18 protein-coding genes are annotated in these 23,467 nt (G+C 28.8%); all 18 read left to right on the top strand.

What is annotated here, in order from left to right; all coding sequences use genetic code 11:
- The first annotated feature begins 231 nt into the window (after nt 1-231).
- The 18 genes from glmS to pepV all read left to right on the top strand — a co-directional run bounded on the left by glmS (nt 232) and on the right by pepV (nt 23,172).
- Complete coding sequence (gene glmS, locus CSBG_RS15690) at nt 232-2,058, top strand: glutamine--fructose-6-phosphate transaminase (isomerizing) (protein ID WP_008681090.1); 1,827 nt, start codon at nt 232-234, stop codon at nt 2,056-2,058.
- Between the two features lie 32 nt (nt 2,059-2,090).
- On the top strand, nt 2,091-2,255 hold the full coding sequence (locus tag CSBG_RS18635) for a hypothetical protein (protein WP_008681089.1): 165 nt from the start codon (nt 2,091-2,093) through the stop codon (nt 2,253-2,255).
- Nucleotides 2,256-2,670: 415 nt separating this feature from the next.
- Nucleotides 2,671-3,702: a DUF2804 domain-containing protein gene (locus CSBG_RS15685; protein WP_035285527.1), complete on the top strand. Its 1,032-nt coding sequence runs from the start codon at nt 2,671-2,673 to the stop codon at nt 3,700-3,702.
- A gap of 156 nt (nt 3,703-3,858) precedes the next feature.
- Nucleotides 3,859-4,233 carry a hypothetical protein gene (locus CSBG_RS15680; RefSeq protein WP_008681087.1) on the top strand — a complete coding sequence of 125 codons (375 nt, stop codon included), beginning with the start codon at nt 3,859-3,861 and terminating at the stop codon, nt 4,231-4,233.
- A 267-nt stretch (nt 4,234-4,500) separates the two neighbouring features.
- Entirely contained in the window at nt 4,501-4,755 is a 255-nt protein-coding gene (locus CSBG_RS15675; protein WP_008681086.1) for a DUF4176 domain-containing protein, read from the top strand.
- Between the two features lie 463 nt (nt 4,756-5,218).
- Nucleotides 5,219-6,592 (top strand): PTS mannitol transporter subunit IICBA, encoded by a 1,374-nt coding sequence (locus CSBG_RS15670; protein WP_008681085.1) that lies wholly within the window; start codon nt 5,219-5,221, stop codon nt 6,590-6,592.
- 272 nt (nt 6,593-6,864) lie between these two features.
- Nucleotides 6,865-8,988, top strand: a complete 2,124-nt coding sequence (locus CSBG_RS15665) for a transcription antiterminator (protein WP_008681083.1) — start codon at nt 6,865-6,867, stop codon at nt 8,986-8,988.
- Nucleotides 8,989-8,991: 3 nt separating this feature from the next.
- Nucleotides 8,992-10,407, top strand: a complete 1,416-nt coding sequence (locus CSBG_RS15660) for a PTS sugar transporter subunit IIA (protein WP_008681082.1) — start codon at nt 8,992-8,994, stop codon at nt 10,405-10,407.
- Between the two features lie 11 nt (nt 10,408-10,418).
- Nucleotides 10,419-11,579 carry a mannitol-1-phosphate 5-dehydrogenase gene (locus tag CSBG_RS15655; protein ID WP_008681081.1) on the top strand — a complete coding sequence of 387 codons (1,161 nt, stop codon included), beginning with the start codon at nt 10,419-10,421 and terminating at the stop codon, nt 11,577-11,579.
- A gap of 302 nt (nt 11,580-11,881) precedes the next feature.
- The gene (locus CSBG_RS15650; RefSeq protein ID WP_008681080.1) at nt 11,882-12,895 is read left to right on the top strand and encodes a ketoacyl-ACP synthase III; all 1,014 of its coding nucleotides are present in this window, start codon (nt 11,882-11,884) and stop codon (nt 12,893-12,895) included.
- 66 nt (nt 12,896-12,961) lie between these two features.
- The gene (locus tag CSBG_RS15645) at nt 12,962-13,354 is read left to right on the top strand and encodes a hypothetical protein (protein WP_008681079.1); all 393 of its coding nucleotides are present in this window, start codon (nt 12,962-12,964) and stop codon (nt 13,352-13,354) included.
- Between the two features lie 283 nt (nt 13,355-13,637).
- The gene (locus tag CSBG_RS15640) at nt 13,638-14,063 is read left to right on the top strand and encodes a MarR family transcriptional regulator (RefSeq protein ID WP_008681078.1); all 426 of its coding nucleotides are present in this window, start codon (nt 13,638-13,640) and stop codon (nt 14,061-14,063) included.
- A gap of 103 nt (nt 14,064-14,166) precedes the next feature.
- Nucleotides 14,167-14,766, top strand: coding sequence for a nitroreductase family protein (locus CSBG_RS15635; RefSeq protein WP_008681077.1), 600 nt, complete (start codon nt 14,167-14,169; stop codon nt 14,764-14,766).
- 307 nt (nt 14,767-15,073) lie between these two features.
- Nucleotides 15,074-15,781 carry a pirin family protein gene (locus tag CSBG_RS15630; protein WP_008681076.1) on the top strand — a complete coding sequence of 236 codons (708 nt, stop codon included), beginning with the start codon at nt 15,074-15,076 and terminating at the stop codon, nt 15,779-15,781.
- 227 nt (nt 15,782-16,008) lie between these two features.
- Nucleotides 16,009-19,536, top strand: coding sequence for a pyruvate:ferredoxin (flavodoxin) oxidoreductase (nifJ, locus tag CSBG_RS15625; protein WP_008681075.1), 3,528 nt, complete (start codon nt 16,009-16,011; stop codon nt 19,534-19,536).
- Between the two features lie 539 nt (nt 19,537-20,075).
- Nucleotides 20,076-20,396: a PTS sugar transporter subunit IIB gene (locus CSBG_RS15620; RefSeq protein WP_008681074.1), complete on the top strand. Its 321-nt coding sequence runs from the start codon at nt 20,076-20,078 to the stop codon at nt 20,394-20,396.
- 27 nt (nt 20,397-20,423) lie between these two features.
- Complete coding sequence (locus CSBG_RS15615) at nt 20,424-21,764, top strand: PTS sugar transporter subunit IIC (protein WP_008681072.1); 1,341 nt, start codon at nt 20,424-20,426, stop codon at nt 21,762-21,764.
- A 22-nt stretch (nt 21,765-21,786) separates the two neighbouring features.
- Nucleotides 21,787-23,172, top strand: coding sequence for a dipeptidase PepV (gene pepV / locus CSBG_RS15610; protein ID WP_008681070.1), 1,386 nt, complete (start codon nt 21,787-21,789; stop codon nt 23,170-23,172).
- Nucleotides 23,173-23,467: the final 295 nt, after the last annotated feature.

The raw sequence follows: 23,467 nt of genomic DNA, 5'->3' as shown, positions 1-23,467 counted from the left end.
CTAATAAAACTGTGAAGTGATTTGCAGGACAAGATTAGCTTGGTGTTAAAGCCTTCAAGGTGCTATCGCACAATTTAAAATTAATAATTAAAAATGTAAAGTTAAAGAAGAAACTCAATAAGGAGTTTCTAAAATAGTATATTTTACATTATAAATTTTTAATTTAAAGGTGTTGTGATAGCTACTTAATTTTAAAATCAATAATATAAGTAAATGGAAGGAAGAAAGAATATGTGCGGAATAGTTGGATTCGTAGGAAAAAAGGAAGCATCTCCAATATTAGTTGAGGGATTATCAAAGCTTGAATATAGAGGATATGACTCAGCAGGAGTAGCAGTATTGGATGATGGAGAAATTAAAGTTAGAAAGTTTAAAGGGCGTTTAAAAAACTTAGCTGATGATTTAGAACAGAGTCCTTTAAAAGGAAGCATGGGAATAGGACACACTAGATGGGCAACTCATGGGGAACCATCAGATATAAATTCACACCCTCATACAAATGAAAATGCAACAATAAGTGTTGTTCATAATGGAATAATAGAAAATTATATAAAACTAAGGGAATGGTTAAAGGGAAAAGGATATGAGTTTTACTCAGAAACTGATACAGAGGTTATTCCAAACTTAGTGGATTATTATTATAAAGGAGATTTATTTGAAGCAGTAGTAAAAGCAACTTCAAAAATGGAAGGAAGCTATGCAATAGGGGTTATTTGTAAAGATGAACCAGATAAAATAGTTGCAGTTAGAAAAGATAGTCCATTAATTGTTGGAGTTGGAAAAGAAGAATACTTTATAGCTTCAGATATTCCAGCTGTTATTAACCATACTAGAGAAGTTTATTTATTAGAAGATAAAGAATTTGTAATAATGACTAGAGATGGAATAGAAATTAAGACAGAAGATGGAGAAGTTGTAGACAAAGATATTTATCATGTTACTTGGGATGTAGATGCTGCTGAAAAAGGTGGATATGAAGATTTTATGTTAAAAGAAATTCATGAGCAACCAAAAGCAATAAAAGATACATTAACATCAAGAGTTATAAAGAATACTAAAGTTCAATTAGACGATATAGATTTTACTAAAGAGGAATTAGAATCTTTTGATAGAGTATTTATAGTAGCATGTGGAACAGCTTATCATGCTGGACTAGTTGGTAAAACTATAATAGAAAAGCTAGCTAAAATACCAGTTGAAGTTGATATAGCTTCAGAATTTAGATATAGAGATCCATTAATAACAGAAAATTCATTATTAATAGTTGTAAGCCAATCTGGTGAAACAGCAGATACATTAGCAGTTTTAAGAGATGCTAAGAGGATAGGAGCAAGAGTTCTTGCTATCACAAATGTTGTTGGAAGTTCAGTTTCAAGAGAAGCACATCATGTTGTTTATACTTGGGCAGGTCCAGAAATAGCAGTTGCATCAACAAAGGCTTATGAAACACAATTAATAGCTATGTATATTTTAGGAATATACTTTGGAGAAATAAAAGGAACTATAGACAATGAATTATCAGAAGCTCTTAAGGAAGAGTTAATGAATTTATCTGAAAAGGTAAAAGAAATATTAACTCAAAAAGAAAAACTACAAAAATATGCTTCAAAGAACTATATGGATAAGGATGTATTTTTCTTAGGTAGAGGATTAGATTATGCAGTAGCTTTAGAAGGTTCATTAAAGCTAAAAGAAATTTCATATATTCATTCAGAGGCATATGCAGGTGGGGAACTTAAACACGGAACAATTGCTCTTATTGAAGATGGTACACCAATTATAGCTTTATTAACAGATGAAAAGCTAAAAGATAAAATGATAAGTAACATTAGAGAAGTAGTAACAAGAGGTGCAAAAATTTTAGGTATTGCTAATGAAGGAGATAAGGAAGCGAAAGAGGTTTGTGATGATGTTATTTACATTCCAAAGACAAATGCTTTATTGACACCAGTATTATCAGTAGTTCCACTTCAATTATTAGCATACTATATGGCTAAGCAAAAGGGTTGTGATGTAGACAAGCCAAGAAACTTAGCAAAATCAGTGACTGTTGAATAATTTTATTGTAATTATAAGGGAGAGATGTAATTATGAGAGAAGAATTAATTAAAACTTTATTAAATGAATATAAAGAAACAGAAAAAGCACTAGAGCTTGGAATGGATTTGCTAAGTGAAAAAGATTATGCTAAAGGTAAATTAGATTTAGTAAAAGTAATAATAGGAGATTTAGAAAAGCTATCTAAAGAAGCTTAATAATATAAGAATAAGGCTATATCAAAAAAAATTGATATTAGCTCATAAAAAGGGAAGTTCTAATTCGAGCTTCCCTTTGCGCATATATAAATGATAAAAATTGATATTTAAATTTAAAAATGCCTTTAAGTAAGTGAAATCAATAGTTTAAAAGGGGGTCGCGAAACGCGACCCCCTTTATAAAAATAAAAGATTAACTTTTTAAAGGCAATAAAGCTAATTGAAATTGAATTGGACATTGATTTAAAAAAGTTCTATTTTAAGGTATATATTATTAAAAATAGATAAATATGGTAAAATTAAAATATACATAATCTAAATGAGGACACACGATAAGTATAACTTTTATATAAATAAATTAGGAGATTCTTTTTATCATTTATTTGAACTTTATTATAAAAGAAAGGGGACTACGATGCAAAGAGAGATTATAGAGAATACAAAATTATTAAATGAACAAGGAAACTTAAATCAACCAGGATATGCAAGGAGTTTAATATTAGATTATAACAGAAAAGATATTAAAGCAAGCTCTCTACGTATTAAGGAATGGGATTATTATTTAATATATAATGATGAATATGGGATTGCTTTAACTCTTGCAGATAATTCTTATATGATCTTAGAGAGTATTTCTATTTTAGATTTTAAAAATGCAAGAGAAAAAACAGTATCACAAATTCAGGCATGCTCCCTTGGTAAAATAAATATGCCTTCAAGTTCAAAAGAAGGAGATGTAGCTTATACTTCTAAAAAAATTGACTTATCATTTAAACATAAAGATAATAAAAGAATTTTAGAATGTAGAATGGATAATTTTCATGATAAACAAACATTTCATTGTTATCTTGAGTTAGATGAAGAACCTCAAGATTCAATGGTTATTGCGACTCCATTTAAAAAAGAAAAACACTTTTATTATAATCAAAAAATAGTAGGGTTTAAAGTTAGTGAATATTTTCAATTAGGTGATTTTAAATATGAATTTAATAAAAATAGTACAAGAGGCATTTTGGATTGGGGGAGGGGTGTTTGGAATTATAAAAATATATGGTACTGGGGTGCAGGTTGTGGAATAGTTAATAATCATGAAGTAGGATTTAATATTGGCTATGGATTTGGAGATACAAGTACAGCAAGTGAAAATGCTATTTTTTATGATGGTATTTTGCATAAGTTAGAAGATATTACATTTAATATTCCAAAAGATGAAAATGAAAATTATTTATATACAAAACCTTGGACTATTACAAGTAGCGACCAAAGATTTGAAATGCAATTTGAACCAATTTTAAATAGAGCTTCTTGTACTGATGTGAAATTAATTTGTAGTGATCAAAACCAAGTTTTTGGTAAATTCAATGGTACTATGATATTAGATGATGGTACAAAGATAGTCTTAAAAGATTTTTTAGCTTTTGCAGAAAGAGTTTTGAATAAGTGGTAAAGTATAACTTGCTTTAGATAAGTACAATAGAAAAAAATAGATCTAAGATTTGTAAATTTCTTATTTAATAGGATATAAAATTTAAAAATTAATATATCTGATAAAAAATAAACATATAATAAAAGTGATTGGAGATATTAAAAAAGAGGTGATCTTATGTGTTTAACAAGTAATTTAATGGGTCAAGAGAAGATAATAGTTCTAAAAGCAACGAGAGATACTATTAACGATGTAATAGAAAATGGAATCTATGCATTAAATAATTTACCTAATAATTATAAGCAATTTGAAAAATTTGCATTAGTAGAGGCAACAGATACTAATGAGACTAAAGTTTTGGCAGTAGGAAATATAAGCGAGCCGTTTGAAATAAATGAAAATAGCAAGGCAGTAAACATATTTACCAATAAGAATTGGAAATGGGAGTATGAGTTATCAAATATAGTAGATTTAAGAGGAGATACATTAACGCTTGAAGATATATTTATAGAAAACAGTTTAGATAAAATTAACTATACAGTCCAATTTTAAATGTAATTATTTAAGAAAATTATCTATTAATTTTAAAATAATGGTAAACGTTTGTATAGTACGTTTCTAAAGTATAAAATTAAAATTAGAATAATTGTTTTTAAGTGTGAAATATCATATTGCGATAACTTTGGCGTTTCATGTCATAAGTAATATGGTATTTCATGCTTTTTCATTTTTATGCAATAAATTAATACATACTATATAAAAAGAATCATATGTAGTACAATGTTTATAGAATTATATACATAATCTGGAGGAGATAAAATGGATTTATTACCACTAGGGTCAATAGTTGTACTAAAAGAAGGATATAAAAAATTAATGATTATAGGAAGAAAAATTTATTCTGAAAATGGCGAAACTTTAAATGATTACTTAGGTTGTCTTTATCCAGAGGGATATTTAGGTGAAGAGTATTGTTATGTTTTTAATAAGGAAGATATAGATCAAATAATTTCTAAAGGATACACTGATTTAGAAGAAGAAGCATTTGTAAAAGTTCTAAATGATATGATGTAAGAAAATTTAATACAAGTAAATAAAGAGGCTATGCTAGCATAGCCTCTTTATTTTATATTTTATTCAGCATAATTATTCATTTAGTAATGTTAAGTTGAGAAATATAAGTTAGCGAAGATAAATAGAATATGTGGAATATGCATATAGCGAGCAATTAGAAGTACTTGGTGAAGGAAAAACTACTAGGCCTTAGTGTTGTTGGTTTGTTTGAGCGTAGCGAGTTAACCAAAACTCTTGGCATAGTAGGTTTTCAGAGCCTATTACTTCTTTGCACAGCTATTTAGCTTATGGAAATATATCTATTTATTTTCGCTCTTATATTCACAATTCATTATAAACTTGTCACCAATGTTAGATGACAAAAGGCCGGTTTCTTCAAATTGAATTAATGTGCATGTATAAATATAATTAAATTACAAAGTAAAAGTTTACAATGGAAAATAAATAAATGGAGGGGAAAATAATGACAAATTCTAAAACTAGTGCAAGAGATTCTATGCAAAAATTTGGGAAATTTCTAAGTGGTATGGTAATGCCCAATATTGGAGCATTTATTGCTTGGGGACTTATAACAGCATTTTTTATTCCGACTGGATGGATACCAAATGAGTTATTAGGAAGCTTAGTAGACCCAATGATTAAGTACTTATTACCATTACTAATTGGTTATACAGGAGGTAAGATGGTAGGCGGTGCAAGGGGAGGGGTTATAGGAACAGTTGCTACTATGGGTGTTATAGTAGGAGCAGATATTCCAATGTTTATTGGAGCAATGATTATGGGACCATTAGCTGGTTTTGTAATTAAAAAGTTTGACAAAGTTGTAGATGGAAAAATTCCATCAGGTTTTGAAATGCTTGTTAATAACTTTTCTATCGGTATATTAGGTATGATATTAGCTATACTTGGATTTTTTGCAATAGGTCCAGTTGTAGTAGTTTTAACAGGAATATTAAAAACAGGTGTAGAAGCCTTAGTTGCAAGAAAATTATTACCTTTAGTTTCACTATTCATAGAGCCAGGTAAGATTTTATTCTTAAATAATGCTATTAACCATGGAGTTTTAGGACCAATAGGACTAGAACAAGTTCAAGAAAGTGGTAAATCGATAATGTTCTTATTAGAAGCAAATCCAGGACCTGGATTAGGTATAATATTAGCTTATTGGATGTATAGTAAAGGATCAGTAAAACAATCTGCACCAGGAGCAGCAATAATACATTTCCTTGGTGGTATTCATGAAATTTATTTCCCATATGTATTAATGAATCCGCTACTTGTATTAGCTGTAATAGCAGGAGGAGCATCAGGAATATTAGTATTTACAATATTGGGAGCAGGGCTTGTAGCAACACCTTCACCAGGAAGTATATTTGCATTAATGGCGATGGCACCAAAGGGTGGATTGCTACCAGTTTTAGCAGGGGTGGCAGTAGCAACAGTAGTTTCATTCTTAGTGGCTGCACCATTTATTAAAATAGCATCAAAGAATGCAAAAGAAGAAGATCTAGAAGAAGCAAAAGGCAAAGTCAATGAAATGAAAAATATAAATAAATCTAGCGTGAAAAAGATAGTATTTGCTTGTGATGCAGGTATGGGATCAAGTGCAATGGGAGCTTCAAAGTTTAGAAATAAGATTAAAGAGTTAAATCTTGGAATAGAAGTTATTCATGCATCTGTGGATGAGATACCTAAAGATACGGATATTGTAGTTACTCATAAAACATTAATAGATAGAGCTAAGAAGTCTTGTCCTAATGCAGAATTAATAGCAATTCAAAACTTTTTAACTGATGATAATATTCAAAACTTATATAATAGACTAGCAAATAAATAATAATAAAAAGACGTAAATACTTACGTCTTTTTTATTATTTAGAGAAGCTGCTATAAATTGTTTAATTGTTCATTTGATAGAAATAGTTTCTTATAAAAACCAAATGTAACTTTGATATAATGATAAATAAAGATAACCTTCTATTTAAAAGTGTCACTAAGTGATTAAGACATTTATAATGGATGATTAAATTGAGTTAAGATATAACAAAGTTTAAAATATAGATGTAAGGAGTTGGACAAGCAAAAATGTCATTAATGGAGAGGTTTAATATGAGAAACAAAAAACTAAACTCTAGACAGAAAGAAATAATTCAAATATTAACTAGATCTACAGTAACAAATCCAATAACAATATCATCAATAGCAGATAAATTATCATTAAGTTCTAGAACGGTATTACGAGAAATGCCAAAGATAGAAAAGTGGTTGGAAGAAAATGAGTTTAAGTTTATAAAAAAACCAGGAGTGGGTCTAGTAATTGATGAAGATTTAGAAAATCAAAAGTTAATATTAGAATTACTAGAAATAGAAAGAATTGAAAAAGAGTACTCTAAGGAAGAAAGAAAACGGATAATAATAAGCGAGTTACTAATTTCAAAGGATCCAATTAAATCATTTTACTTTACATCGCTTTTAAAAACTTCAGAAGGAACTTTAAGTAATGATTTAGATAGCATAGAAGATTGGCTAAAATCATTCAACATAAAGTTAGTTAGAAAGCCAGGGCTTGGAGTTTATGTTGAAGGTAAAGAAAATGATTATAGAAAAGCACTTACGAATATCTTATATGAAACTTTAGAAGAAAAAGAATTAATAAATCTTTTAAAAGGCTCCTTAATAACTAATAGAGAAAATGGAATAGTAGAATTTTCAATAGAAAATAGACTTTTAAATTTTATAGACAAGTCCATAATAAAAGCTATTGAAGAAATCGTTTCAGGATTAGAAAAAGAAAATGATATTAGACTTGTAGATAGCGCTTATATAGGGTTAGTAGTTCATTTATCTCTAGCTATTCAAAGAATAAAAAATAAAGAAAATATAAAGATAGACCCAGATGTTTTAGAAGAACTAGCTAAATTGCCAGAATTTGAAATAGGAAAAATGTTAGTAAGAAATATTGAAAGTAAATTCAATATAGAAATTCCTGTAGATGAGATTGGATATATCACTATGCATCTTAAAGGGGCAAAGCTTAGACTGAATTCTGTTTCAAAATTAGAAGAGGATATAGCTAATCTTGATATTAAGAGAATAGGAAAAAATATAGTTGAAGTAGTGGAAAAAGAATTAAATATTTTTTTGAAAGATGATGAAAGGCTTTTAAAGGACCTTACAAATCATTTAGTACCTGCAATAAGCAGGTTAAAGATGAAATTAAATATAAGAAATCCTCTATTAAATAATATAAAAGAAAAATATCCAATGGAATATAATGCAACAAAAAAGGCTTGCGAAATACTTAAATTAAATACTAAGGTTGACGAAATTCCAGATTCGGAAATAGCATATATAACTATGCATATAGCTGCAGCTATTTATAAAAAGGGGTTGGAAGAAAAAATAAAAGTAGTAATATCTTGCCCAACTGGTATTGGAACTTCAAGTCTTCTAGCAGCACTATTAGAAAGAGAATTTAATAATGTTGAAGTTATAGGTACAATATCTGCTATAAATATAGACGAAGATAAATTAAAAAAGGATGAAGTAGACATTATAGTTTCCACAGTCCCACTAGATATAAATTTTAAAAATATTTGTGTTGATCCAATTTTATCTTTACATGATAAGGGATTATTACAAGATAGTTTTAGGAAAATACTTAAAAATAAGAAATACAAAAATGTTATAAAGAAAGTAGACGTAAATAATAAAAAGGCTATGGGAATTAGAGAAATTACAGAGTTAGGAAATGAAATTATATCAATAGTAGATAATGTGAAAATAAAAGAAATTAAGGATATTGGAGATTTAGAAGAAATAATTGAGGAAGCAAGTAAGTTATTTTCAAAAGACAGAAAAGAAGCTGAAGAAATAAAAAATAAAATACTAGATAGAGAAAAGGTTAATAGTACTTATTTAAAAGATTTAAATATACTGCTTTTACATTGTAAATGTAAATGTTTAGATAGTGGGAGGTTTGGATATTTAAAAATTAAAGGTCAATTTAAAAATGAAAAAGGAGTAATCAAGGGAGTTTTAATATCTATAATACCAGAAGACTATAAAGAAATTACTTCAGAACTCATGAGTAAGATAAATGGTGCAATCATTGAAAATGAAAGATTTTTAAATATTTTAAATGAGAAAGATAGTAAAGAAGCTTCTCAAGAGGTTGAAAAGATATTAAAGGAAATTTATATAAGTAAGATAAAAATAAGCTTGGAGGGATAAGGAGTGATAAGGTCTAAGTTTCAAAGAGTAGTTAAATTCTTAGGTTCGATGATAATGGCTAATATAGGAGTATTTATTTCTTGGGGACTTATAACTTTGCTAGTTATTCCAGAAGGCTTTTTTCATAATGAAGCATTAGAATCTTTAGCAGATTCAATGGTAAAATACCTCTTTCCATTAATAATTTCAATAAAAGGCGGAAATATGGTTTCAGGATACAGAGGAGGAATTATAGCTGCAGTAGCAACTATGGGATTGATAGTAGGAACAGATACAGTAATAGTAATGATAATTGGAGCAATGATAGTTGGACCTTTATCAGCATATATAATCAAGACTTTCGATAAGGTTATGGAAAATAGGATACCAGCAGGATTTGAAATGTTAGTTAATAACTTTTCCATCGGGACAATTGGTATGGTATTAGCAATAATGGGGTTTATTATAATTAGTCCATTAACCTTTGGATTGTTGAGTGCTTTAAAAAATATTAAAGAATTCATTGTATCAAAAGGATTAATACCTGCGATTTTTATAGTTTCTATTGTAGTAGTAATAATATTTATAAGAATGTTATCAATAGATAAGGGATCAAAGGAAGCAATAGAAGGAGAAAAAGAAGATTTTGAAGTGAATGAAGCAGAAAATAATGAAATTAAAAAAATTGTATTTGCATGTGATGCTGGAATGGGATCTAGTGCAATGGGAGCAACAAAATTTAGGAAAAGAATAAAATCTTTAGGGTTAAATATTGAAGTAACTAATTCATCAGTTGATTCAATACCACAAGATGCTGATTTAGTAATTAGCCACATTAATTTAGTAGAAAGAGCAAAAAGAAATTCTCCGCATGCAGAACATATATTTATAGAAGATTTTTTAAGTGACAATAAAATAGATAAATTATTTGAAAGGTTGGAAGATAATATGTTAAAAGGCTTAAAGCAAAAATTACAAATAAAGAATATTTTAAATGCTACAGATGAAAAGAATAATTTACCGATTTTATCAGAAAGCAATATAATTTTAGGGTTAGAAAGTGAAGGCAAAGAAGATGCCATTAAGAGAGCAGGAGAGCTATTAGTAAAAGGTGGGTACGTAAATGAAAATTACGTAGACGCTATGTTGGAGAGAGAAAGAGTTATTTCTACTTATATAGGAATGGGAGTTGCAATTCCTCATGGAATAGGAGAAGCTAAGAGAAATATAAAAGCATCTGGAATAGTAGTTCTACAATATCCAGAAGGAATTGATTTTGGCGAAGAGCTTGCATATTTAGTTATAGGTATAGCTGGAGTTGGAGATGAACATTTAGAAATACTATCTAATATAGCAATATCACTAGAAGATATTGAATTGGTAGATAAACTTAATAAGACGAGAGATAAGAAGGAAATTTTAGAAGTATTTAAGAAATAAGGAGGGTTTTTATGAAAAAGGCAATACAATTTGGAGCTGGAAATATAGGAAGAGGTTTTATAGGAGCATTGTTATCTAAATCAGGATATCATGTAGTTTTTGCAGATGTAAATGAATCTATAATAAATAAAATTAATGAAGATAAGCAATACACTATAAATATTATGGATATACAATGTACAGAAGAAAAAATAAATAATATAAGTGGTGTGTTATCAAATAGCAAAAGTATTTTAAATGAAATAAAGGAAGCAGATATAATTACAACAGCAGTTGGACCTTTAATTTTACCTAGAATAGCAGAAACAATAGCAAATGGAATTAAGCTTAGAAGAGAAAATAATATGCAAGAATATCTAAATATAATTGCTTGTGAAAATGCAGTTAAGGCAAGCTCTCAACTTAGAGATGAAGTTATAAAATATTTAAATGAAAAAGAGTTGGAATATTTAGAAAAATATATTGGGTTTCCTAATTGCTCAGTTGATAGAATAGTTCCTCCTGTGAAAAGTGAAAATATTTTAGATGTAGTTGTTGAAAGTTTTCATGAGTGGAATGTTGAAAAAAATGCTTTTAAGGGTGAGATTCCTAATATTGAAGGAATGAATTTAGTAGACAATTTAGTAGCTTATATAGAAAGAAAGTTATTTACATTAAATACTGGACATGCTATTACGGCATATTTTGGATACTTAAAGGGATATAGAACTATAGATGAAAGTATAAATGATGAAAAAATATATAATTTTGTAAGGAAGGCTATGATTGAAAGTGGAGAAGCCTTAATTGCAAAGTATGGATTTGATAGAGAAAGCCATATTAAATATATTGATAAAATTATAGGAAGATTTAAAAATCCTTACTTAAAGGATGATGTTGCAAGGGTAGGAAGAGAGCCTTTAAGAAAATTAAATAAAAATGACAGATTAATAAAGCCCTTAATAACAGCAAAAGGATACAATATTGATTCTGAAAATTTACTATTAGGGGTTGGAGCAGCTATGCACTACAAAAATGATGAGGATGAGCAGAGTAGACAGCTACAAAATTTAATAAAAAGTAAAGGTGTAAAAGGATCATTATCTGAGATAGCAAAATTACCAGAAGATAGTGAAATATTAATTAAGATAGAGCATTACTATAATCAAGTTAGAAGATTAATAGAAGGCTGAAAGATAAATAAAAAATAAAACATTTAAAGACGCCCATATAAAAATAAAATAATTAGAAAGATAAGGATTATGTATTACTAAATAACATAATCCTTATCTTTTTGCTGGAAAATTACTCTGAATAAAATATAAGAATATTTATAATTATAATAAAATTCTTATTAAAATGTTGTAATTTGGAATATTATACTATAATATGTACATATAGTGAATATTATGATATTTATAGTAATGATATATTATAACAAAAGTTATTAAAATTAAAAAATAGATTATAGTTAGGCCAAAATGGAGAGGTATATATGAGATATCAAAATATTAATATTATAAGTACAGGAGTAGATCATCCTGCAAATAGAATACATAATGATTATTTTATTAATCATTTTAATGAAATGGGCATTGAAGTATCGGGTTTATTAAAGCATTTAGAAAGAGAATATAGATATATTTCTAATGATCCTAATGAAACTGTTATAACTATGGCTCACAAGGCAAGTATAGAGGCATTAAAAGATGCAAAATTAAATATCAGTGATATAGATTTACTTATTTTTGCAACAGATACACCAGAATATACATCACCATCTAATGCAGTTAAGGTGTTAGAGATGTTAGGTGGTCCAGAAGCTAAGATACAAATGGCATATGATACAAATACAAATTGTCTGGGAATGATAACTGCATTAGATCAGGCAAGTAGAATACTAATGACTAATAAAAGATTTAAAAGGGCTCTAGTTGTTGGAGGAATACTATTTAGTTCTGTGGGAAGTCCTAATGATTCAGTTTCATATTCAAACTTTGGAGATGCAGCAGCAGCAGTTATCTTAGAAAAGGTTGATGAAGATGAAAAGAGAGGATTTATTGATTCTACGCATTTAGCGCAAGCATCAGAATGTAATAATATACTTATGCCTAAAGCAGGATACTCAAAAATTATAAGAGATGGAATAGAGGAAGAGGATGATAAGAGATGGTCTTGGAAGCCTTTTGATGGAAGTTTTATATCTGATGTTTGGGTAGATTTAATTAAAGAAGTTGCTGAGGATAATGGAATAAGGGTAAATGATATTAATCATCTTATTTTTTCTCAGTTTACAATTCCTGATGCGAGACTTACATTAGAGAAGTTAGATATAGATAAGAATAGGACAACCTATATTGGAGATGAATTTGGCTATACTGGAACAACAAGTCCTATAATAGCTCTTGATAGAGCATTGAAATCTGAAAAAATAAAAAAAGGTGACTATGTTACATTAGCATCTATGGGGTCAGGCTCAGTAGTAACTGTTTTATTATTTAAATTCTAAAGATAAATATACTAATATATAGTAATGTTAGTAAGTTTATAAAAAATAATTTTAGGAGGATTTATTATGGTAAAATACCAAGGAAAAAATTCAAATTATCAATTAAATGTGGACAAGGTAAAGAAGGTTTTTCATGCACAAGCTTCAGGATTTTTTAGTGAAGAAGATGGGGCATCTTTTTTAAAGGATTATGATGCTATTACTAAGACATTTCCATCAAAGGATTATGCTTTAGTAATTGATGCGGCAGAATTAAAGCCATCAAGTCCAGCTGTAGCAAATATGTTAGGAACTTTATTACAAAGATATATGGAAGTTCCATTTAAGAGTAGATTTTTAGTCACACAAGGCAATATTGTTACTATATCTCAATTTAAGAGATTAGGAAAAGAAATACCAGGTTGGACTGAATCAGTTCAATATGTAGATAATTTTGATGATGCTTTAAAAGGAATATAGTACATAGAAATTAATATAATATTTATAAAAGTTATAATGCATAAAGTCTCTACTAATTTTAATAGAGGCTTTATGTATTTTTTATTTATATTAAGTAAAAAAAAGTATGTTTTGTTTTGAGTGATAAGAATCAATTAGTAGAATATTCGCCATAATATAAGGAGATATATACAGTAAAATATTTAGTTATTAAAGCAATGATAATTATTATCGATAATTATCTTGACTTAAAGATATATTAGGGATATAATTATCTTGAAATCAAGATAATGTAGGTGAAGATATGAGCGATATAAATTTAAAACTAGTTATTGCTATGGCTAGAACTTATAATGATATGTTTTTTGAAATAGAAAAAAATGTTCAAGAGTTTGGACTTAATATTAGCGAATTTGGCGTTTTAGAAATGCTATATCATAAAGGTGATCAACCAGTACAAAAAGTAGCTGAAAAAATTTTAGTTACAAGTGGAACAATAACATATGTAATAAATAAATTAGAAAAGAAGGAATTGGTTGTTAGGAGGAAATGTGAAAAGGATAAAAGAGTATTTTATGTTTCTTTAACAGAGAAAGGAAGAGAATTTATTTCAGATATATTCCCAAAACATAAGGAGTTCTTAGATAATTTATTTATTGAATTAAATGAAGATACTAAAAGAGAATTAGTAGATAACTTAATTCAATTAAGAAAAATATTAAAGCAATAAGTTTTAAATTATAGCTTTATAGATTTTAAAAAGATTATTTTAGATGGATAAACAATTAAGACTAATTAAAAATTTAAAATGATATGATAGGAGAATGATATAAATGAGTAAAAATTTTTATGATGCAATAAAAGAAAGAAGAAGTATATATTCAATTAGCAAGGAATCGCCAGTATCAGATGAAAGGATTCAAGCAGTAATAGAAGATTCTGTAAAGCATGTTCCATCTGCTTTTAATTCACAAACTTCAAGAGTTGTTGTATTATTTGGAGAAAAACACGATAAGTTATGGGATATTGCAATGGAAGCTTTAAGAAAAATAGTTCCAGAAGAAAATTTTGCTTCAACTGAAGAAAAAATAAATTCATTTAAAGCTGGTTATGGAACAGTATTATATTTTGAAGATTTTAGCGTAGTGGAATCATTACAAAAACAATTTGAACTTTATAAAGATAATTTCCCAGTTTGGGCACAGCAAACTTCAGGAATGTTACAATTTGCTATTTGGATAGCATTATCTATTGAAGGACTTGGAGCAACATTACAACATTATACTGAATTAATAGAAGATGAAGTTAGAAAAGAATTCAATATACCAAGTAATTGGAAGATGATTGCTCAAATGCCATTTGGTAAAGGCACTGCTCCAGCTGGAGAAAAAGAATTTTCACCAATAGAAAACAGAGTAAAGATAATGAAATAAGTGAATATAAAGGCTACGATAACTAGATATGTTCCATAAGCCAAATAGCTGTGCAAAGAAGTACTAGGCTTGGAAAAACTACTATGCCAAGAGTTTTGGTTAACTCGCTGCGCTCAAACAAACCAACTAGTAGTTTTTCCTTCACCAAGTACTTCTAATTGCTCGCTATATGCTTATTTCACATATTCTATTTATCTTCGCCAACTTATAATGCTTCATTTAAAATTAGTAAATGAAGAATTAGTATCATTGATACATATCATTAAGTTTAATTTTTTATTTTATAAGAAGCTAAGGAGGTTTGATTATGTTAAGAAAGTTAGATCATAGGAATATGGGAAAAAGTAATTTAGGATGGCTTAAGAGTATATTCCATTTTTCTTTTGCAGAATATTTTAATATAGATAATATGAATTTTGGAGTGTTAAGAGTTATAAACGATGACTTAATTGAAGGTAATACTGGTTTTGATTTACATCCTCATAAGGATATGGAGATAGTATCTTATGTAGTTGATGGAGAATTAACTCATGGAGATACTATGGGAAATAGAAATACTATTTCTAGAGGACATGTTCAATATATGAGTGCAGGAACAGGAGTATATCATAGTGAACATAATTTAGGGGATAGTACAGCTAGGTTACTACAAATATGGATTATTCCAGATAAAAAAGGATATAAGCCGGCATACGGTGATTATAGATTCAATTGGGATGATAGAAAAAATAAGTGGCTTAATATAGTTTCAAGCAAAGATGGAGATGCAGCTATTAAAATAAATCAAGATGCAAACTTTTATGTAGTAGAGCTAGATGAAGGAAAAGAAATAGACTTCCAAGTTGGTTTTAATAGACAGGCTTATTTAGTTCAAATAGAAGGAAATTCTACAATTAATAATTTAGAATTAAATGAAAGAGATGCACTTGAAATAATTGAAGAAGATATTTTAATAAAGGCTGATAAAAAATCACATATACTTGTGATTGAAATGAAAAAGCAGTTAAAGTGGTAAAGTAGGAGATAACTCTCCTACTTTTTTTATATTAAATAAAGAATATTCATTTAATAATTATTTATAGATAATTATTATCTTTAAAGTTTAAGAAAATTTTGGTATAGTATTTTAAATGCATGTTTTTAAAATTGAATAATAGACGAGTTCTATGCAAATACTTAAATTATTATAAATTTATTTATAAATGCAGTTATTTTTAATTCATAAGGAGGATTAATAAAGATATGAGAAAAACAAAAACAATGGATGGGAATACTGCTGCAGCATATGTTTCCTATGCGTTCACAGAAGTAAGTGCAATTTTTCCAATTACTCCATCTTCACCTATGGCAGAACATATGGATGAGTGGGTAGCACAAGGAAGAAAAAATATTTTTGGAAAACCAGTTAATATAGTAGAAATGCAATCAGAAGCTGGAGCAGCTGGAGCAGTACACGGATCACTTCAAGCTGGAGCTTTAACTACTACATTTACAGCATCTCAAGGTTTATTATTAATGGTTCCTAATATGTATAAGATGGTGGGTGAAAGACTTCCAGCAGTTATACATGTTGCAGCCAGAGCAATAGCAACATCATCACTAAGTATATTCGGAGATCATCAAGATGTTATGGCTGCAAGACAAACAGGTTTTGCAATGTTATCTGAAGGGTCAGTACAAGAAGTTATGGATTTAGCACCAGTTGCACATTTAACTGCAATTAAAGCTAGAATGCCATTTCTGAATTTTTTTGATGGTTTTAGAATTTCTCATGAAATTCAAAAGATAGAAGTTTTAGAATACGAAGAATTAGCTAAGTTAGTTGATTATGATGCAATTAATGATTTTAGAAAAAATTCATTAAATCCTGATCATCCAGTTGTAAGGGGAACATCACAAAATCCAGATACATATTTCCAATTAAGCGAATCATTAAATAAGTATTATGATGATATCCCAGAAGTTGTTGAAGGATATATGGCAAAGATTACAGAGCTTACAGGAAGAGAATATCACTGCTTTGATTATTATGGGGACCCGGAAGCGGATAGAATACTTGTAGCTATGGGTTCTGTAATGGAAGTTGCAGAAGAAGCCATAGATTACTTAAGGAAAAATGGTGAAAAGGTTGGGCTTGTAAAAGTAAGACTTTATAGACCATTTTCAATAGAAAGATTATTAAAAGTTATACCTGAGACTGTTAAGAAAATAGCAGTGTTAGATAGAACAAAAGAACTAGGTTCAATTGGTGAGCCATTATACTTAGATGTTGTTAGAGCAGTAAGTGAAATGGATACTCCACCTAAGGTATATGGAGGAAGATTCGGACTTGGATCAAAGGACCCATATCCATCACATATAGCAGCAATTTTTGAAAATTTGAGTCAAGAAAAGCCAAAGAACAGATTCACTATTGGTATAGAAGATGATGTTACTAATTTATCAATTTCACCAAAAGAAGAAATTGATGTTGCACCAGAAGGAACAACAGCATGTAAGTTCTGGGGACTAGGATCAGATGGAACAGTAAGTGCAAATAAGAGTGCAATTAAGATAATTGGTGATCATACAAATATGTATGCGCAAGGATATTTTGCTTATGATTCTAAAAAATCAGGAGGAATAACTGTATCTCACTTAAGATTTGGTAAAACTCCGATAAGATCACATTATGAGATAGATCAAGCAGACTTTGTAGCATGCCATAATCAATCTTATGTGTATAATTACAATTTATTAAAAGGACTTAGAAAAAATGGTACATTTGTTTTAAATACAATATGGACTGAGGAAGAATTAAATGAAAAACTTCCTGCAAGCATGAAGAGATATATAGTAGAAAATAATATAGATTTTTATATTATTAATGCCATAAAAATAGCGCAACAAATAGGTCTTGGTGGAAGAATCAATATGATAATGCAATCAGCTTTCTTTAAGCTTGCTAATATAATTCCACTTGAAGATGCTGTTAAATACTTAAAGCAAGCAGTTGTTACATCTTATGGTAAAAAGGGTGAAAAAGTAGTTAACATGAACTACGAAGCTATTGATAAAGGTATTGAATCTTTAGTTAAGATAAATCCACCTGAAGAATGGAAAAATGCTGAAGATGATAAGTTAGAAGAAAAAATGGATGTTCCTAAATTCGTTGAGGAAATATGTATTCCAATAAATAAATTAGAAGGAAATCACTTACCTGTATCTAAATTCATAGAATATGGTGCAGAAGATGGTACATTTATGGCTGGTACAACTGCTTTTGAAAAGAGAGGAATTGCAGTTAATGTTCCAGAGTGGATTCCAGAAAATTGTATTCAATGTAACCAATGTTCATTTGTATGTCCACATGCTGTTATAAGACCATTTTTAGCTACACCTCAAGAAATAAAAAATGCACCAAGTAGCTATAAGAGTTTAAAGGCTAATGGAATTAAGGGCGATAAGGAATATTTATATACAATAGGAATAACTCCTTTAGATTGTACTGGATGTGGAAACTGTGCTCAAATTTGTCCTGCACCAGGAAAAGCATTAGTTATGAAGCCTATGGATACACAAAGTGATCAAATAGAAGCTTGGAATTATGCTGTTGAAGAAGTTACTCAAAAGATAAATCCTATGAGTAAAACTACTGTTAAGGGAAGCCAATTTGAGCAACCACTACTTGAATTCTCAGGAGCATGTGCAGGTTGTGGAGAAACAGCTTATGCTAAACTTGTTACTCAATTATTTGGAGATAGAATGATGATTGCAAATGCTACAGGTTGTTCATCAATTTGGGCAGCATCAGGAGCAGCAACAGCTTATAGACCAAATTACAATGGTCATGGGCCTGCTTGGGCGAACTCTTTATTTGAAGATAATGCAGAATACGGATTAGGAATGTATTTAGGTGTTAAAACAATTAGAGAAAGAGTTGCAGATAACATTAGGATTGCTTTAGAGGGTGATATGCCTGAAAATACAAAGGCTGTATTAAAGGATTGGTTAGACCATAAGGATAGTGGAGAAGGAACAAGACAAAGAGCAGAAAACTTAACAAGAGTTTTAGAAGAAGACAACTCTGAAATTGCAAAGGAAATTTTAAAGGATAAAGAATTTTTTGTTCATAGATCTCAATGGATCTTTGGAGGAGATGGTTGGGCTTACGATATTGGATACGGCGGCTTAGATCATGTTTTAGCATCAGGCGAAAATGTTAATGTTTTAGTATTTGATACAGAAATATATTCAAATACAGGTGGTCAATCATCAAAATCAACTCCTGAAGCAGCAGTAGCAAAATTTGCAGCAACAGGAAAGAGAACAAAGAAGAAAGATTTAGGATTAATGGCAATGACTTATGGCTATGTATATGTAGCACAAGTTTGTATGGGTGCCAACTTAAATCAAACACTTAAAGCAATTGCAGAAGCAGAAGCGTATAATGGACCTTCATTAATAATAGCTTATTCAACTTGTATAAGTCATGGAATAAAGATGGGGATGTCTAATACTCCATATGAAGAAAAGAGAGCAGTTGAATCTGGATATTGGCATTTATACAGATATAATCCTGACCTAAAGGTTGCTGGAAAGAATGCATTTAGCTTAGATTCAAAAGAGCCAAATAGTAATCTTAAAGAGTTCTTAATGGGAGAAGTAAGATATGCTTCATTAGCAAAAGCTTTCCCTGAAATAGCAGAAGAGTTGTTTGCTAAGACAGAAGAAGATGCTAAAGAAAGATATGAAAGATATAAAAAGCTTTCTCAAGACTCCTTATTATAACATTGTTATAAATAATTATAGTTTGCTAGAATATTATTAAATATAATAATTAGTATAAAATTAGTAGACACATTATGTAAGATTAAGTAAAATAATACTGAGTTCTAAAAGGATGTGTACTACATAGGTGAAGGCAAAAATATAAAAATAAAATAATAAATTACGAATATAGCCTTTAATATGCTCTATAGATTCACTTGTAATATAACAAGAAATTTTAAGAAATATTAAGGCTATATTTTTTTATATTATGAAAGATTATATTATATCATAGAAGAAAGCTTCTAATTGTATTCTAGTAGAATGGTTATTGTATATATAAATTTAAAAAATGATACACTAGTATAAATTAAATAGAAAATTATAAAATGAGTGTGTTAAGATGCAATACACTGGAAGGAACTATAAATTTATACCCTCAATATATTAGAAAAGTATTAATAAAATAAAGAGATTAGAGAATTATTAAAAAGTTGGTACAAAACTTGCTTAGTATAATTGTACAATTAATAAATTAAATTTATTTAGGAGGAATTATTATGAAAAATATATTTTTATTCTGTGACGCGGGAATGTCAACAAGCTTACTAGTAACAAAAATGAGAGAGGTTGCTACTAAGCATAATGTAAATGTTAACATAGAAGCGCTTCCTTTTGCAAAATCTTTTGAAACATTAAATGAAAAACAAGTAGATTGTGTTCTTTTAGGACCTCAAGTAAAATTCTTACTAAAAGATATAGAAGGACCTTGTAAAGAAAAAAATATTCCAGTGGATGTTATAAACGCAGCTGATTATGGAACAATGAATGGTGAAAAGGTATTAAAGCAAGCAATAAAAATGATAAGAGCTAATCAATAAGCTTAATTAAAGAAAAGAGGGTATAAAATGAATAAGTTTGAAGCAATGTTAGAAGAAAAAGTTATTCCTATAGCTCAAAAGATATCTGCACAAAGGCATTTAAGAGCTGTCCGTGATTCTTTTGCAACAATAATGACTTTCTTAATAATAGGATCTGTATTTATGATAATTGCAGACTTCCCTATACCAGGATGGGAGGATTTACAAGTAAAACTTTTTGGTGAAGGTTTTTATCAACTAATTAAAACACCAGTAAGAGTAACTTTTGATTTCATGGCTGTTTATATAGCAGGGGCTATAGCATATAACCTATCAAAGAGATATAGAATAGATGCTTTTACAGTGTCTTTAATAAGTATAGCAAGTTTCATTATATTAATGCCATTTGATAAGTATATTGAAATAGAAGGTACTTCACATTATGTAGGAAGAATGATTGAAATTGGTAACTGGGTAGGAGCTAAAGGTATTATAGTTGCTATTTTTGTAGGTATCGCAGTTACAGAAATATTTAATATATTTGTTAAGAAAAATATTTCAATTAAGATGCCACCAAGTGTTCCAGAAGCAGTTTCAAAAGCTTTCTCAGCACTTATTCCTGGATTCGTTATTATTACATTAATGCTAATAGTTCGTACATTATTCCAAATGACTTCATATGGTTCAATATTTGATATGATTTATACAATTATAGCAGCTCCAGCGCAAGCTTTAGTTGGAAATAATATATTTGGAGCTATAGGATTAGCAGTGTTATCTACTTTATTCTGGTTCTTAGGAGTTAATGCAACTTCAACATTAAATGGTGTTGTAAGACCATTCTGGTTACAATTACAAGAAGAAAATATGGCTGCAATTCAAGCTGGGCTTCAACCTCCACATATTTTAACTGAACAATTCTATGATTTAGTTTACATGGGAGGAATAGGAGCAACACTTGCTGTTTGTATATTCTTAGCATTAAGAGCTAGATCAAAGCAATACAAGGAAATTGGTAAGTTATCAACAGTACCAGGTATATTCAACATTAATGAACCAATTATGTTTGGATTACCTATGGTTTTAAATCCAATTGCATTTATTCCATTAATATTAGCACCAGTAGTTCTTATTTGTATAAATTACTTTGCAATGAGTACTGGAATAGTACCAAAACCAAACGGAATTTACTTACCTTGGACAACTCCTCCAATAATTCAAGGATACTTAATTACTGGAAGTATAAGGGGAGCATTATTACAATTATTTGATATGTTTGTTGTTATGGGAATATGGTATCCATTTATTAAGATGATGGATAAGAAGCAATATGAATTAGAAGTAAAAGAAGCTGAAGAAGATGATGATGATTTTGATTTCTCACTATAATATAAAAGTGAGGTAATAAATTATGTATTTATTTGATAATATAAAGTTAGAAGATGAATTTTTTAATGATTTATTTAGAATCCTTAAAATAAACACAGTGAAAAGTGAAAAACAAGATGCTGCTCCCTTTGGGAGTGGCATAAAATCAGGATTGGAATGTATATTAGATATATGTAAAAGTTATGGATTTAACACTACAAACTTAGATAATTACATTGGATATGCTGAATATAAAAATGAAGATAGTGAAGATTATGTAGGTGTGCTTGGACATATAGACGTAGTTCCTGTTGGATCTGGATGGGACACAGATCCTTTTAGTCCAGTAATCAAGGAAGGAAAGTTATATGCAAGAGGAGCAGTAGACGATAAGGGACCATTATTTGCTTCATTATATGCATTAAAGTTATTGAAGGATTCAGATATTAAGTTATCTAAAAATGTTAGAATTATATTTGGAACTAATGAGGAATCAGGAACAGAGGATATAGATTATTATTTGGAGCGAGAGAAGCCACCAGTATTATGTTTTACACCTGATGCATACTTCCCAATAGTTACTTCAGAAAAAGGAATACTAACCTTTGAGCTTACTCATAAAGTATCTCCAAGTGAAAAATATAAACTTGAATATATTAAGGGTGGTAAAAAGTCTAATATAGTTCCAGATATTTGTGAAGTTAAAATATCTTTTAAAGATAAAAGCTTTTTAAATAATTTCAATAATGAAGATTTAAATAAGGTATATAATATTGAAACTTTAGAAAATGAAGATTCAATATTAATAAAATCTTTTGGAAAATCCGCTCATGCTAGCACTCCAGAAGAAGGGGATAATGCAGTATGCAAGATGATGGAGTATTTATATAAAGTTTTAAATTTCAATGATGACTTCACAGTCTTTTTAAAGGATTTTAATAATCTTATTGGAAGAGGCTATAATGGAGAAAATTTAGAAATTAATTTTGAAGATGAAGAATCAGGAAAATTAACTATGAATTTAGGTATTGTCAATGGAGATTCTGAAGAGATAAGAATGAGGTTCAATGTAAGATATCCAGTAACTATTGATTTTAAGGAAATAGTTAAAAAAGTAGAAGAAAAAGTAAATTTAAGTACCTTAAATTTTATTATGGGAAATCATAATTACCCATTACATTTTCCAAAAGATCATAATCTTATAAAAAGTTTAAAGAAAGCTTATGAAGAAACATTCAAGAAAGAAGCTAAACTTTTAGCTTCAGGTGGAGGAACCTATGCTAAATTAATGCCAAATACAGTAGCTTTTGGGCCTCTTAATGAAGGCGATCCTGATTTAGCTCATCAAAAAAATGAGTATATAGAAATAAATCAGCTTAAGGAATGCGTAGAAGCATATGCAAGAGCAATTTATGAACTAGCAAAATAATATAATGATAAAAATCTTAGAATGATTTTAAATTATTCTAAGATTTTTTTATTGTTGTAATTGTAAATAAGTTTAAATAGAGTGTAAAAAAAGAATAAACTGAAAATTAGTGTGTTAAATAAATTGAAAGATTAGATTAGTGTATAAATAATTGTAGAATAGTCAAAGAAAAATAATACAGTTACTGGTAGTGAGTAAATATTTTATAAAAAGTAACTATAAATCAATATTAATATATTTGGCATATATATTGCTTTCTAAAATAGTAAGAAAATATTTAAAGGTATTTATTACT

This window comes from Clostridium sp. 7_2_43FAA, assembly GCF_000158375.2.
Taxonomy (GTDB): domain Bacteria; phylum Bacillota; class Clostridia; order Clostridiales; family Clostridiaceae; genus Clostridium; species Clostridium tertium.
The sequence above is the reverse complement of the archived record's forward strand: the minus strand, read 5'-3'. Positions and strand labels throughout refer to the sequence as shown.